The following is a 13,188-nucleotide window of genomic DNA, read 5'->3' as shown; positions in this document are numbered from 1 at the left end:
GGAGCAAGTAGCCCATGAACGCTTCAGCCATCTGGCACAGGAAGATCGCGCAGCCGAAGACCCAGACCAATTCGCGCGGCTTGCGGTAGCTGCCGTAGATCAGGCCACGGAACATGTGCAGATACACCACCACAAAAAACGCCGAGGCGCCGGTGGAGTGCATGTAGCGGATCAACCAGCCCCACGGCACGTCTCGCATGATGTACTCGACCGATGCAAACGCCAGCGCTGCGTCGGGCTTGTAGTGCATCACGAGGAAGATGCCGGTGACGATCTGGATCACGAGCACCAGCAGTGCGAGCGAGCCGAAGAAGTACCAGAAGTTGAAGTTCTTCGGTGCGTAGTACTCGGCCAGATGCTCGTTGTACAGCTTGGAGAGAGGGAACCGGTTGTCGACCCAGTTCAGCGCTTTCTCGGCGATCGGGGCATTGGGGGAAACTTCTTTGAATTCAGCCATGGGTTGCCTCTGTGTGGCGTTGTCTGATCTCGCTGCGAACCGCTACGGCTCAGGCCTGCTTCTCTTCACCCACCAGCAGGGTGGTGTCGGACAAGTAGTAGTGCGGCGGAACTTCCAGGTTGTCGGGAGCCGGCTTGTTCTTGAACACGCGACCGGCGAGGTCGAAGGTGGAACCGTGGCAAGCACACAGGAAACCACCTTGCCAATCGTCCGGCAGGGACGGCTGAGGGCCAGGAGTGAGGCGGTCTCCAGGAGAGCAACCCAGATGGGTACAGATGCCCACGGTCACCAGGATCTCGGGCTTGATCGAGCGGTGGTGGTTCCTGGCGTATTCCGGGGTGGGCACAGCGTTGCGGGCCGATTCCGGGTCCGCCAGCTGGCCGCCGATTTTTTCGAGTTCGGCCAGCTGCTCGGGCGTGCGGCGCATGATCCACACGGGCTTGCCGCGCCATTCGACAACGATTTTTTCACCGGGGAGGATGCCCGACACATCGACCTCAACCGCAGCACCTGCGGCTTTGGCGCGCTCGGACGGCTGGAATGTGCTCACGAAGGGCACAGCGACAGCGGCTGCACCCACGCCACCCATGGCGCAGGAGGTGATCAGCCAGGTACGGCGGCTGCTGCTGGCAGGCGCTTGGGCGGTTGCTTCACTCATGGAACTCTTTCAATGAGACTTCAGGTCGGGACATTCGGGACAACCCGGCATTGTACTGGAGCCCACACCCTCAACTCCCGCTTGTCGGGGTGCAGGTGAGGGCTATTGAAGCCGTGGAACGCAGTTCGTCGACCCCCCTTCGCGGCTGCCATGCACAACGGGCCCAAGCCTTGTGTGAGAATCATTTTTGGCAGTCGCGGAGGCAGTGCAATGATCATTTCCAACAACCATCCAACGAGGGAAACACCATGAGCGTGATGCAGGAATTCAAAGAGTTTGCCGTCAAGGGCAACGTCATCGATCTGGCCGTTGGCGTGATCATCGGAGGCGCGTTCGGCAAGATCGTGACCTCGATGGTGGACGACATCATCATGCCCATCGTCGGCTCGATCTTCGGCAACCTCGACTTCACCAACCTCTACGTGGCTCTGGGCAAGGTGCCGGATGGCACGGCGCCCACGCTCGCGGCACTCAAGGCCGCGGGGGTGCCCACACTGGCCTACGGCAACTTCATCACCGTGGCCATCAACTTCACCATCCTCGCCTTCATCATCTTCGTGATGGTCAAGCAGGTGAACCGCCTCAAGCGCGAGACCCCCGCAGCGCCGCCCGCGCCAGTGGCCACACCGGAAGACGTGGTGCTGCTGCGCGAGATCCGCGACAGCCTCAGGAAGTAAGGCTCGCCGCCAAGGCCGCGTCGATCGCGGCCAGCAGGCTGCAGGGGCTGGCGCGCCCAGTGCCGGCGATGTCGAACGCGGTGCCGTGGTCGGGGCTGGTGCGCACGAGAGGCAGACCCAGCGTGGTGTTCACGCCGTGGTCCAGACCCAGCAGCTTGACCGGGATCAGCCCCTGGTCGTGGTACATGGCCACGACCACGTCAAAGCCGCCCTGCCGGGCCCGCATGAACACGGTGTCCGGCGCGTGCGGGCCGCTGGCCTCAATGCCCTCTTGCTGCGCGAGCGCGATGGCTGGCGCTATTGAATCCCGGTCCTCCGATCCGAACAAGCCGCCCTCCCCCGCGTGCGGGTTCAGGCCCGCCACGGCGATGCGTGGCCGGGCCACGCCGATGCGCTGAAAGTGCGCTTGGGTGATGCGGATCGTCTGCAACACCTGCTCGGTGGTCACGGCGTCCAGCGCCCGCCTGAGGGAGACGTGGATGCTCACCAGCACCGTGCTCAGGCCCGGACAGCTCAGCATCATGCGCACGGGCAGCTCGGCGACCGGCACACCCAGGTGCTCCGCGCTGAGCGCCTGCAGCAGTTCGGTGTGTCCGGGATGTTCAATGCCCGCAGCCGCCAGTGCTTCCTTGTGGATAGGCGCGGTCACCACGGCACGCGCCCGGCCTTGCAGTGCGGCCCGGGCCGCCCATTCGATGCAATCGGCGGCGGCCCGACCAGCGATTGCGCTGACGCACCCGATCTCCACTGGCTGGCCCAGCTTGCACGCCTGCACCACCGCCATGCAACCCGGTGGCACCGCCGCCAGGTCACTGAGATCGGCGATCTCGGCCAGCATCAAGGGCGCGGACCCCGTGGCCAGCTGACGCGTCGCCCGGCGCAAGGTCTCCACGTCGCCGGCCACCACAACCTGCCCCAGAAGCTCGGGCCGTTCCAGGAAGGCTTTGACAATGATTTCCGGGCCGATGCCGGCCGGGTCTCCCATGGTCAGCACAATGGGGCATGGACTGTGCAGAGAGCGGGTGGCAGGGTTCATCGGGACTCAGGCCGGGTTGTCGATGTCGATGAACACATGCGCCAGCCCGAGCTGCGCCGCCACATGCGCACCCACCGCTGGCGCGCCATAGCGTTCGGACGCATGGTGGCCACAGGCGATGTAGGCCACGCCGCACTCGCGCGCGTAGTGGGCTTGCGGCTCGGAGATTTCACCGGTGATGAACACGTCGGCCCCGGCGGCAATGGCGGCCTCAAAGTAGCCCTGCGCCCCGCCCGTGCACAACGCCACTTGTTGCACCGGCCGATCGGGTTCGGCCACCAGCGTGACGGCCCGGCCCAATTGCGAGGCCACGTGGTCGGCCAGCCCGGCAGCCGACGCCGACGGTCTGCGCCCCATGAAACCCAGCGATTGCTCGCCGAATCGGCCGCGCGCATCGGCGTAAAGCGCCACGCCCAGCCGCTGGGCCAGTTGCGCGTTGTTGCCCAGCTCGGCGTGCGCGTCCAGCGGCAGGTGGTAGGCCAACAGGTTGATGTCGTGGGCCAGCAGGCGGGACAGGCGCTGCTTCATCCAGCCCGTCACACGCCCGTCCTGACCGCGCCAGAACAAGCCGTGGTGCACCAGGATGGCGTCGGCGCCTTCGGCAATCGCAGCGTCGATCAGCGCGCGGCTGGCCGTCACACCGCTCACGAGCTTGCGAACCTCGGCGCGGCCTTCGACTTGCAATCCGTTGGGACCGTAGTCTTTGAACAGTGCAGGCTGCAGCAACTGGTCCAGTGCCTGCGTGAGGGCCTCACGGGAAACCGCAGGCGGTGAAGATCGATCGGTGGGCATGGGACTTTCGGTTTCGCTGGGGGCCACAAAGGCCGTCCATTCTGACACCGCACCCGCGCCATGCCCGGCGGGCTTGAACACCGCATGCCGGCACCCATTTGCAGGACAATGAGCGCCGACTTCAACCCTTTTTCAGCTCCCCCATGAAACGACTCTGGCTCCTGTTCGCCCAAACCGTCACCGTGCTGGTGGCGGCCCTGTTTGTGGTGGCCACCCTGCAGCCTCAGTGGCTCGGGCGCTCCGCGTCCGTGGCGTCGGTGGTGCCGGTGCTGGAAGCGCCCTCGCTGGGCACGGCACCCGCTGCGGTGGACGGCGCGTCGAGCTTTCGCAGCGCCGCGCGTGCCGCATCACCCGCGGTGGTGAGCATCAACACCAGCAAGGCGGCGGTCAGCGGCGCGCAGAACGCCGACCCCTGGTTTCGTTTCTTTTTCGGCGACCAGGCGCAGAGCCAGCCGCAAACCGGCCTGGGCTCAGGCGTGATCGTGAGCCCGGCGGGCTATGTGCTGACCAACAACCACGTGATCGAAGAAGCCGACGAGATCGAAGTCATCCTCAACGACGGTCGCAAAAGCGCGGCCAAGGTGATCGGCACCGATCCGGAAACCGATCTCGCGATCCTGAAGATCGAGCTGACCGACCTGCCCGTGATCACCCTGGGCAACTCCGACGCACTGGAAATCGGCGACCAGGTGCTGGCCATCGGCAACCCCTTCGGCGTCGGACAGACCGTCACCAGCGGCATCGTGAGCGCCCTGGGCCGCACGCAGCTGGGCATCAACACCTTCGAGAACTTCATCCAGACCGACGCCGCCATCAACCCGGGCAATTCGGGTGGCGCGCTGGTGGACGTGAGCGGGCATTTGATGGGCATCAACACGGCCATCTATTCGCGCTCGGGCGGCTCCATGGGCATCGGTTTTGCCATCCCCACCTCCACCGCGCGCAACGTGCTGGATGCCATCGTGCGCGACGGCCAGGTCACGCGCGGCTGGATCGGTGTGGAGCCTCAGGACCTCACGCCCGAATTGGCCGAGAGCTTCGGGCTGCAGCCGGGCGCGGGTGTCGTCATCACGGGGGTGCTGCAGAACGGCCCGGCGGCGCAAGCCGGCATTCGTCCGGGTGACGTGATCACTGCGGTGGGCGGCAAGGCCGTGACCAATGTGCCGCAGCTGTTGTCTGCGGTGGCGGCTTTGCAGCCGGGCACCGCGTCACCGCTGGACGTGACGCGCCGCGACGGCAAGACTCAGATTCAGGTCACGCCGGGTCGGCGCAACGTCGCACGGCAAGCGGCGGCTCGCTGAACGAGCTCAGGAAGCCGATTCTTTTTCGGCGGCCTCGGCTTCGGTGGGTGCCGCGGCCTTGATGAACCACTGCGCACCCCAGATGCCGATCTCGTACAAGATGCACATGGGCACGGCGAGGGCCAGTTGCGAGATGACGTCGGGCGGCGTGACGACCGCTGCAATGACGAACGCCACCACGATGAAGTAGCCGCGAAACTCTTTGAGTTTTTCCACGGTCACCATGTTCATCTTCACCAGCAGCACCACCACGATGGGCACCTGGAACGCCAAACCGAAGGCGAGGTAGAGCGAGAGGATGGCCTCCACGTACGAGGCAATGTCGGGCGTGGCGGCCACGCTGGCGGGTGTGAACTGCTGGATGAAGCCAAACATCTTGTCCAGCACGAAGAACTGCACGAAGGCGATGCCCACGTAGGCCAGCAGGCTGCCGAGCACGATCAACGGGATGGCAAAACGTTTCTCGTGGCTGTAGAGCCCCGGCGCCACGAAGGCCCACACCTGGTACATCCACCACGGCAGCGAGAGCAGCAGCGCCGCCATGGCCAGCACCTTGATGGGCACGAAGAACGGCGAGAACACACCCACGGCGATCAGCTTGGCGTCGGGCGGCATGTGCGCGCGGATGGGCACGGCGATCAGGTCGATCAAGCCGCTGGGGCCGGGCCAGAACGCCAGCAAAGCCATGCAGATCGCCAGGCCGATGACCCCGTAGAGCAGCCGGTCCCGCAGCTCCATCAGGTGCTGCACGAACGGTTGTTCTGAACCGGCGAGTTCGTCGGTGGATTTTTCGGTGTCGGACATCAGCGGGGGGCGGAAGAGGAGCGGGGCCGGAAACGGGCCACGCGGGCCGCGCCGGATTGGGTGCGCGTGCGCACCCCGGTGCGGGCCTTGAACCACTGGGGCATGGCTTTCTGCTTGAGCCGCCAGTTCTTTTTGGGGTGCTTGTAAACGGGGGGTTCGAGCGAACCGAGGGTGTCGCTCGAGCTGTAGGACGAGCTGCTGCCATCCAGTCCGGCGGTGGCGTCGGACCACGACTTCTCGAAATCGGTGGCGCCGCTCTGGACCGACTGCTCCACGTCGCGCGCGGCACTCGTCACCGAGTCCTTCATTTTCTTGAGCTCTTCGAGCTCCATGGAGCGGCTGACCTCGGACTTCACGTCGGCCACATACCGCTGCGCCTTGCCCAGCAGGGCACCCACGGTGCGCGCCACACGCGGCAGCTTCTCGGGGCCGATGACGATCAGCGCCACAGCCCCGATGAGGGCGAGTTTGGAAATGCCCAAATCAATCATGTGTCGGCCATCCTGCGGGCGGTTCGGGCTCGGAACGAGCCTGGGGGTGGGCGCTCAGGCAGCGAGTGGTGTCACCGCAGCGCTCGGGGAAGATCAGCTTTTCTGCTTGGCTTCAACGTCGATGGCGTTTTTGTCGGCACGGGTTTCCTGGGTCACCTGACCGGCCGGGGCCGACGCGGTGTCTGCGGGATTTTGACCGCCTTCCTTGATACCGTCCTTGAAGCCTTTGACGGCACCGCCCAGATCAGAGCCGATGTTCTTGAGCTTCTTGGTACCGAACACCATCACCACGATGAGCAGCACGATGAGCCAATGCCAGATTGAAAACGAACCCATGGTTTACTCCAGATATTGAGGTGTTGCGCACTGCGCTGTGGGTGGGATTCTAAGCCCGTGCAGTAGTTCAAGCCCGTCGGGCAGGCAATTCCAGCACCACCGCCACGGGGCGTGGCGCCCGGGACGGCGCGATCAACCGCGCAACCAGGGCCGGGGGCCGCCCATCACGTGCACATGCAGGTGGTGAACCTCTTGTCCGCCTTCAGCGCCGGTGTTGCACACCATGCGAAAACCACCCTCGGGATACGGGTTGCAGCCCTGCTCCGCAGCAAGCTTGGGTGCCAGCACCATCAGGCGGCCCATGAGCCGTTCGTGCTTGGGCCCGAGTTGGGCCATGGACGCAATGTGCAGCTTGGGCACCAACAAAAAATGCACCGGCGCCCAAGGGTGGATGTCGTGAAAGGCGAAGAGGTCTTCGTCCTCGTACACCTTCTTCGACGGAATCTGGCCAGCGATGATCTTGCAGAAGATGCAGTGGGGGTCGTGTGCGGTCATGTCGGCAGCGGGGAGTCGTTCAATCGGGCATGGCCTGGTTGGCGTTCATGCGCACCATGCCCTTGACGATGCGGTAGAGGAACCAGATGGAGATGACGCCCCAGGCAATCCAGCCGGGCAGCACAAAAAGCAGCCACAGCGGCAAGGTGACCAGGTAGAGCACGGCGGCCCAGATCACAGTGCGGATGCGCCATGAAAAATGGCTCGCCTGCCAGGTGCCTTCGGCATCGCTCTTTTTCACCAGATCGATGACCAGCGCCACGATCAGCAAGGCCACGCCGGGCTGGGTAGCGGGCAACACCGCACCCACAGCCACGATGAGGTGCAGGATGTAACTGACCCAGCCGATGGTCTTGAGGGACTGGGCCCGTTCGTTGTCGACCGGTTCAACGTCGATGATGTCGCTCATGGCAATGTCCTTTCAATGGGCATCGGGCTCGGTGCCGGCTTCGCGCGCCAGCACCTTGCGCATGGCTTTCTCTTCGAGGCCGCTCAGGCCTTCGCGGCGCACCAGCTCGGCCACCACGTCAGCCGGCCCGAGCTTGTAATGGGCCAGCGCGATCATGCAGTGAAACCAGAGATCAGCCACCTCATTCACCAGTTTTTGTGGGTCGCCACCGTGGTCCAGGTCCTTGGCGGCCATCACAGCCTCGGTGGCTTCTTCGCCGACCTTCTTGAGGAAGCTGTCCGGGCCTTTGTGCAGCAGCCGGGCCACATAACTTTTTTCGGGATCGCCGCCGTTGGCCGGTTTGCGGCTTTCGATCACGGCGGCCAGGCGGGCCAGGTCATCGGTGGTGGACATATTCGTTTATCTGTAGATCGATTCGGGGTCTTTGAGCACAGGCTCGACTGCGTGCCACTGGTCTTGGTCCAGGCGCTGGAAAAAGCAGCTGTGGCGCCCGGTGTGACAGGCAATGCCGGGCTCGTGGCCAAGCTGGGTGACTTTGAGCAGCACCACGTCGTTGTCGCAGTCCATGCGGATGTCGTGTACGGTCTGCACGTGGCCCGATTCTTCGCCTTTGAACCACAGCTTGTTGCGCGAGCGGCTGAAATACACCGCGCGCCCCAGTTCTGAGGTCTTCTGCAGCGCCTCGCGGTTCATCCACGCGAACATGAGCACATCGCCCGTGGCCGCCTCCTGCGCGATCACGGGCACCAGGCCCTGCGCGTCCCATTTCACATCGTCCAACCAGTTCATGCGGGGAATCTAACATGGGCATTTGAGCGCCCATGTGTCAACGCGGGCAAAGCCGCTACGATGAGGCCGGTTCTGACAAGACCGATGCCGCCCGATCTCTTGCCACTGCGCGGCTCCGCGCACAGGAACCCCCATGAAACTCCGCACCCTGCTCCTCATCCTGTTCATCTTGTTGGTCGCCGGTTTCGTGGCGCTCAACTTCGCCCAGATCCTGCAACCGACCGCCTTGAACTTCGGCTTCACCGAGGTTCAGGCGCCGCTGGGTCTGGTGCTGCTGGGCGTGCTGGCGTTGGTGCTGGTGGTGTTTCTCGCCGCGCTCGTCTACCAGCAGACCACTCACATGATGGAAGTGCGCCGCGTCACCCGAGAAGCGTCCGAGCAACGCACGCTGGCCGACAAGGCCGAGGCCTCGCGCTTCACCGAGCTGCGCACGTTTTTGCAAGCCGAGATGCAGGCCACCGCCGCGCGGGAGATCGATCTGGCCGAGAAGCTGCACCAGAAGGTGGACCGCCTGCAAGCTGCGATGACCGAGGTGATCGAGCAGAACGGCAATGGCCTGAGCGCCAGTCTGGGTGAGCTGGAAGACCGCCTGGAGCGGCAGTTTCAGTTGCGCAGCGACCGGACCTGAGCGAGTGCGTCAGAGCCGGACCGGTATCCCGCGTTCGGCCATGCGCGCCTTGGCCTGGCCCACGGTGAATTCACCGTAGTGGAAGATGCTGGCGGCCAGCACGGCATCGGCCCCGCCCTGCTGCACACCGTCGGCCAAATGGTCGAGGTTGCCCACGCCCCCTGAAGCGATCACCGGCACGTCCACCGCATCGGCCACCGCGCGGGTGAGCGCGAGGTCAAAGCCCGATTTGGTGCCGTCGCGGTCCATGCTGGTGAGCAGGATCTCGCCGGCACCGTGTTCGGCCATCTGGCGCGCCCAGGCCACGGCGTCCAGGCCCGTGTTTTTGCGCCCGCCATGGCTGTACACGTCCCAGCCCTCGCCGCGCAGGGCCAGGTCGTCACCGTGTCGGCGCTTGGCGTCGATGGCCACCACGATGCACTGCGCGCCGTACTTGGCGGATGCATCGCGGATGACTTGAGGGTTGGCCAGGGCTGCGGAGTTGAAACTGGTCTTGTCGGCCCCGGCGTTGAGCAGGCGCCGCACGTCTTCCACCGTGCGCACGCCACCGCCCACGGTGAGCGGAATGAAGACCTGGGATGCCACAGCTTCGATGATGTGCAGGATCAGGTCGCGCCCATCGGATGTGGCCGTGATGTCGAGAAAGGTCAGCTCGTCGGCACCCTGCTCGTTGTAGCGCGCCGCAATTTCCACCGGGTCGCCGGCGTCGCGCAGCTCCACGAAGTTGACGCCTTTCACCACGCGGCCACCGGTCACGTCGAGGCAGGGAATGATGCGTTTGGCGAGCATGTCAGGCCGCAGCGCAGGGCCGCCCCAAGCAAGGCCGCGCCCCCTTGGGGGACAGCGAATACACGAAGTGATGAGCGTGGGGGAGATTCATATCATCCGTTGAGGTCGTCAGCGAGTTGCTGCGCGGCTTCAAAGTCGAGGTCACCGCTGTAGATCGAGCGACCGCAGATCACACCCTCCACGCCCTCGTCTTCCACCGCGCACAGCGCGCGGATATCGTCGAGGTTGGACAAACCGCCCGAGGCGATCACAGGGATGGACACCGCCTGCGCCAGCTTCACCGTGGCCTCGATGTTGATGCCCGAGAGCATGCCGTCGCGGCCAATGTCGGTGTAGATGATGCCTTCGACGCCGTAGTCCTCGAACTTCTTGCCCAAGTCCACCACCTCGTGGCCGGTGAGCTTGCTCCAGCCGTCGGTGGCGACCTTGCCGTCCTTGGCGTCCAGGCCCACGATGATGTGACCGCCGAACGCGGTGCAGGCGTCCTGCAGGAAGCCGGGGTTTTTCACCGCGGCGGTGCCGATGATCACGTAGCGCAAGCCGGCATCGAGGTAACGTTCGATGGTGTCGAGGTCGCGGATGCCGCCGCCGAGCTGCACGTCCACCTCGGAGCCCACCTCTTTCAGGATGGCGCGAATCGCCTGCTCGTTTTTCGGCTTGCCGGCGAAAGCGCCGTTGAGGTCCACCAGGTGCACGCGGCGCGCACCCTTGTCGACCCAACTGCGCGCGATGGCGGCCGGGTCTTCACCGAACACGGTGGATTGGTCCATGTCGCCCTGTTTGAGGCGAACGCACTGGCCGTCTTTCAGATCAATGGCAGGAATCAGCAGCATGGTGGTGTGGTGAAAGGCCTAGGGGTTCCAAGAGAGGAAGTTGCGGTAAAGCGCCAGCCCCTGGTCGGCACTTTTTTCGGGGTGAAACTGAGTGGCAAAAATGTTGTCGCGGGCAATCGCTGCGGCGAAGCGACCACCATAGTCGGCTTCGCCCACACAATGCAAGGCCTGGGCAGGCCGAGCATAAAAGCTGTGTACGAAATAAAAATAGGCGCCATCCCGGATGCCTGTCCACAGCGGGTGTATCGGACGGCCCAGCTCGTGGAACACCGGATTCCAGCCCATTTGCGGCACCTTGAAGCGGCTGCCATCGGCCTGCAAACGGCCTTCCAAGCGAAAACGCACCACCTCGCCGGGAATCAGGCCCAGCCCGTCGGTCGGCCCTTCTTCGCTGCGGTCCAGCAGCATCTGCATGCCCACACACACGCCGAACAGCGGCTTGTTCGCTGCGGCGTGCAGCACGGCGTCTTTCAGGCCGGAGGCGGCAAGCTCGTTCATGCAATCGGCCATGTGGCCTTGACCGGGCAGCACCACGCGGTCAGCGTCCAGCACGTGCTGCGCGTTGGACGTGACCAGCACGTCCACGTCTTCGGCGCGCGCAACGTGTTGCACGGCTTGCGACACGGAGCGCAGGTTGCCACTGCCGTAGTCCACCACGGCGACTGTCTTGCGTTTCATGGCCGGGAAGGGGTTACAGCGAACCTTTGGTCGAGGGAATCACGTCGCCCATGCGCGGGTCGCGCTCCAGCGCCATGCGCACGGCGCGGGCAAATGCCTTGAACACGGTTTCGGCCTGGTGGTGGGCGTTTTCGCCGTGCAGGTTGTCGATGTGCAGGGTGACGCCGGCGTGGTTGACGAAGCCCTGGAAGAACTCAAAAGCGAGCTGGGTGTCGAAACCGCCGACCATGCCGCTTTTGAACGGCACGCGCATGTGCAGGCCCGGGCGGCCTGAAAAATCGATGACGACGCGGGACAACGCTTCGTCCAGCGGCACGTAGGCATGGCCGTAGCGGCGGATGCCTTTTTTGTCGCCCACGGCCTGCGCAAAAGCCTGGCCGAGCGTGATGCCCACGTCTTCCACCGTGTGGTGACCGTCGATGTGCAGGTCGCCCACCGCGTTGATCTCGAGGTCGATCAGCCCGTGGCGGGCGATCTGATCGAGCATGTGGTCGAAGAAACCGATGCCGGTGGCCAGCGTGGCGGCACCGGTGCCGTCCAGGTTCACACGCACGCCGATCTGCGTTTCCGAGGTGTTGCGCTGCACGAAGGCCACGCGGTCATGGGTTCCTGCGGGAGCGGATGCGGAAGGCGTGGAAGTCATGGAGTGGTTTGAAGGGCGCGGATCAGCGAGGCGTTTTCCGACGGTGTGCCCACCGTCAGCCGCAGACAGTTCGTCAGCAGTGGGTGCATTTTAGAAACATTCTTCACCAGAATGCCCTGGGCCTTGAGGCTGTCAAAACAACGTTGCGCATCGGGCACACGCACCAGCACCATGTTGGCCTCGCTTGGGAAGGGCTGGAAGCCCGGGATCTGGCGCAAGGCGTCGATCAACACGGTGCGCTGTTCGCAAATCTGTGCGGCCTGCTGCGCAAACACCTCGGTGTGCTCCAGCGCAAACAGCGCGCATTCGGCGTTGAGCACGCTCACGTTGTAAGGCGGGCGCAGCTTGTCGACCTCCTGCACCAGCACCTGGGGGCCCAGCAGGTAGCCCAGTCGCACGCCGGCCAGGCCGAACTTGGACAGCGTGCGCATGAGCAACACGTTGGCGTTGGCCGCCGGGTGGGCGCGGATCTCGTCGAGCCAGCTGCGGCTGGAAAACGGTTGGTAGGCCTCGTCCATCACCACCAGGCCACCGAAGCCCGCGGCCTCGGCGATCAGGCGGCGGATGGTGTCGGCGTTCCAGAGGTTGGCGGTGGGGTTGTTGGGATAGGCGATGTGGGTGATGGCGGGCTTGTGCTCGCGCATCGCGCTCAGCATGGCGGGCTCGTCCAGCTCGAAATCGGCGGTGAGCGGCACACCGACGAACTTCAACCCCTGCAGCTGCGCGCTCATGGCGTACATGACGAAGCCCGGCAGCGGTGCCAGCACGGTGGCGCCCGGCAGGTCGCAGGCCAGGGTCAGCAGCGAGATGAGTTCGTCCGAGCCATTGCCCAGCATCAGGCTGCAGCCAGCGGGCAGGTCCACGTAGCGGGCCAGGGCGGCCTTGAGGTCTTCAACGCGTGGGCCGGGGTACCGGTTCACGGCCACCGCGCCCAGGCGCGCACCCAGCGCGGCCTGCAGCTCGGGCGGCAGCGCAAACGGGTTCTCCATCGCGTCGAGCTTGAGCATGCCGGCGGCGTTCTGCACGGCGTAGGCGTGCATGGACTGCACGTCCTGGCGGATCATGTTCAGCGGATTGACGCTCATGCGGCACCCCGCATGGGCGGCACCTCATCCAGCCGCATCTCGGCCGCACGCGCGTGCGCCTGCAAACCTTCGCCATACGCCATCTCGGCGGCAATGAGACCCAGGCTCTGCGCGCCGGCCTGGCTCACCTCGATCAGGCTGCTGCGCTTCTGGAAGTCGTACACGCCCAGCGGCGAGCTGAAACGCGCGGTGCCGCTGGTGGGCAGCACGTGGTTGGGCCCGGCGCAGTAGTCGCCCAGGCTTTCGCTGGTGAAGGCGCCGAGGAAGATGGCGCCGGCGTGTTTGAG

At 64.8% G+C, this 13,188-nt stretch carries 20 protein-coding genes; 3 read left to right on the top strand and 17 right to left on the bottom strand.

What is annotated here, in order from left to right; genetic code table 11:
• Together ACN4F8_RS22380 and petA are read right to left on the bottom strand one after the other, a co-directional pair.
• On the bottom strand, nt 1–457 hold a 457-nt coding region (locus tag ACN4F8_RS22380; protein WP_419475588.1), incomplete at its 3' end, for a cytochrome b.
• 49 nt (nt 458–506) lie between these two features.
• A complete protein-coding gene (petA, locus tag ACN4F8_RS22375) occupies nt 507–1,115 on the bottom strand; it encodes a ubiquinol-cytochrome c reductase iron-sulfur subunit (protein ID WP_419475587.1) in 609 nt (202 codons plus the stop codon).
• A gap of 248 nt (nt 1,116–1,363) precedes the next feature.
• On the opposite strand from petA, the gene mscL reads away from it, so the two are divergent.
• Complete coding sequence (gene mscL / locus ACN4F8_RS22370) at nt 1,364–1,792, top strand: large conductance mechanosensitive channel protein MscL (protein ID WP_419475586.1); 429 nt, start codon at nt 1,364–1,366, stop codon at nt 1,790–1,792.
• Here mscL and pdxA read toward each other — a convergent pair.
• Both pdxA and ACN4F8_RS22360 read right to left on the bottom strand, forming a co-directional pair.
• On the bottom strand, nt 1,782–2,828 hold the full coding sequence (gene pdxA / locus ACN4F8_RS22365) for a 4-hydroxythreonine-4-phosphate dehydrogenase PdxA (protein WP_419475585.1): 1,047 nt from the start codon (nt 2,826–2,828) through the stop codon (nt 1,782–1,784). The two genes, mscL and pdxA, sit on opposite strands and share 11 nt — an antisense overlap.
• 6 nt (nt 2,829–2,834) lie before the next feature.
• Nucleotides 2,835–3,620: a Nif3-like dinuclear metal center hexameric protein gene (locus ACN4F8_RS22360; RefSeq protein WP_419475584.1), complete on the bottom strand. Its 786-nt coding sequence runs from the start codon at nt 3,618–3,620 to the stop codon at nt 2,835–2,837.
• A gap of 143 nt (nt 3,621–3,763) precedes the next feature.
• Between ACN4F8_RS22360 and ACN4F8_RS22355 the strand changes: the two genes are divergently transcribed.
• The gene (locus tag ACN4F8_RS22355) at nt 3,764–4,921 is read left to right on the top strand and encodes a S1C family serine protease (RefSeq protein ID WP_419475583.1); all 1,158 of its coding nucleotides are present in this window, start codon (nt 3,764–3,766) and stop codon (nt 4,919–4,921) included.
• Nucleotides 4,922–4,927: 6 nt separating this feature from the next.
• On the opposite strand, the gene tatC is transcribed toward ACN4F8_RS22355, so the two are convergent.
• The 7 genes from tatC to hisI form a co-directional block, all read right to left on the bottom strand.
• The gene (tatC, locus tag ACN4F8_RS22350) at nt 4,928–5,725 is read right to left on the bottom strand and encodes a twin-arginine translocase subunit TatC (RefSeq protein WP_322271014.1); all 798 of its coding nucleotides are present in this window, start codon (nt 5,723–5,725) and stop codon (nt 4,928–4,930) included.
• A complete protein-coding gene (locus ACN4F8_RS22345) occupies nt 5,725–6,216 on the bottom strand; it encodes a Sec-independent protein translocase subunit TatA/TatB (RefSeq protein WP_419475582.1) in 492 nt (163 codons plus the stop codon). Before ACN4F8_RS22345 ends, tatC begins: the two co-directional genes overlap by 1 nt.
• A 93-nt stretch (nt 6,217–6,309) precedes the next feature.
• The gene (tatA, locus tag ACN4F8_RS22340; RefSeq protein WP_069047526.1) at nt 6,310–6,552 is read right to left on the bottom strand and encodes a Sec-independent protein translocase subunit TatA; all 243 of its coding nucleotides are present in this window, start codon (nt 6,550–6,552) and stop codon (nt 6,310–6,312) included.
• A 132-nt stretch (nt 6,553–6,684) separates the two neighbouring features.
• A complete protein-coding gene (locus ACN4F8_RS22335; RefSeq protein ID WP_419475581.1) occupies nt 6,685–7,047 on the bottom strand; it encodes a histidine triad nucleotide-binding protein in 363 nt (120 codons plus the stop codon).
• A 19-nt stretch (nt 7,048–7,066) separates the two neighbouring features.
• On the bottom strand, nt 7,067–7,456 hold the full coding sequence (locus ACN4F8_RS22330; protein WP_419475580.1) for a DUF4870 family protein: 390 nt from the start codon (nt 7,454–7,456) through the stop codon (nt 7,067–7,069).
• 12 nt (nt 7,457–7,468) lie between these two features.
• Nucleotides 7,469–7,849, bottom strand: a complete 381-nt coding sequence (locus ACN4F8_RS22325) for a phosphoribosyl-ATP diphosphatase (RefSeq protein WP_419475579.1) — start codon at nt 7,847–7,849, stop codon at nt 7,469–7,471.
• Between the two features lie 6 nt (nt 7,850–7,855).
• Nucleotides 7,856–8,254, bottom strand: coding sequence for a phosphoribosyl-AMP cyclohydrolase (gene hisI, locus ACN4F8_RS22320; protein ID WP_419475589.1), 399 nt, complete (start codon nt 8,252–8,254; stop codon nt 7,856–7,858).
• Between the two features lie 124 nt (nt 8,255–8,378).
• On the opposite strand from hisI, the gene ACN4F8_RS22315 reads away from it, so the two are divergent.
• Nucleotides 8,379–8,873, top strand: a complete 495-nt coding sequence (locus ACN4F8_RS22315) for a lipopolysaccharide assembly protein LapA domain-containing protein (RefSeq protein ID WP_419475578.1) — start codon at nt 8,379–8,381, stop codon at nt 8,871–8,873.
• Between the two features lie 9 nt (nt 8,874–8,882).
• Here the strand turns inward: ACN4F8_RS22315 and hisF are convergent, their stop codons facing one another.
• From hisF to ACN4F8_RS22285, 6 genes are all read right to left on the bottom strand, one after another.
• Nucleotides 8,883–9,662 carry an imidazole glycerol phosphate synthase subunit HisF gene (hisF, locus tag ACN4F8_RS22310; protein WP_419475577.1) on the bottom strand — a complete coding sequence of 260 codons (780 nt, stop codon included), beginning with the start codon at nt 9,660–9,662 and terminating at the stop codon, nt 8,883–8,885.
• A gap of 92 nt (nt 9,663–9,754) precedes the next feature.
• Nucleotides 9,755–10,495 (bottom strand): 1-(5-phosphoribosyl)-5-[(5-phosphoribosylamino)methylideneamino]imidazole-4-carboxamide isomerase, encoded by a 741-nt coding sequence (hisA, locus tag ACN4F8_RS22305; protein WP_419475576.1) that lies wholly within the window; start codon nt 10,493–10,495, stop codon nt 9,755–9,757.
• Between the two features lie 18 nt (nt 10,496–10,513).
• Entirely contained in the window at nt 10,514–11,173 is a 660-nt protein-coding gene (gene hisH, locus ACN4F8_RS22300) for an imidazole glycerol phosphate synthase subunit HisH (RefSeq protein WP_419475575.1), read from the bottom strand.
• 13 nt (nt 11,174–11,186) lie between these two features.
• Nucleotides 11,187–11,816, bottom strand: a complete 630-nt coding sequence (gene hisB / locus ACN4F8_RS22295) for an imidazoleglycerol-phosphate dehydratase HisB (RefSeq protein WP_419475574.1) — start codon at nt 11,814–11,816, stop codon at nt 11,187–11,189.
• Entirely contained in the window at nt 11,813–12,901 is a 1,089-nt protein-coding gene (gene hisC / locus ACN4F8_RS22290; RefSeq protein ID WP_419475573.1) for a histidinol-phosphate transaminase, read from the bottom strand. Before hisC ends, hisB begins: the two co-directional genes overlap by 4 nt.
• Nucleotides 12,898–13,188, bottom strand: a 291-nt coding sequence (locus ACN4F8_RS22285) for a histidinol dehydrogenase (RefSeq protein ID WP_419475572.1), incomplete at its 5' end; no start/stop codon positions are given. The genes hisC and ACN4F8_RS22285, both read right to left, overlap by 4 nt.

It is taken from the genome of Hydrogenophaga sp. (assembly GCF_048549895.1).
Lineage (GTDB): Bacteria > Pseudomonadota > Gammaproteobacteria > Burkholderiales > Burkholderiaceae_C > Hydrogenophaga.
This window is presented reverse-complemented; position numbering and strand designations above follow the sequence as displayed.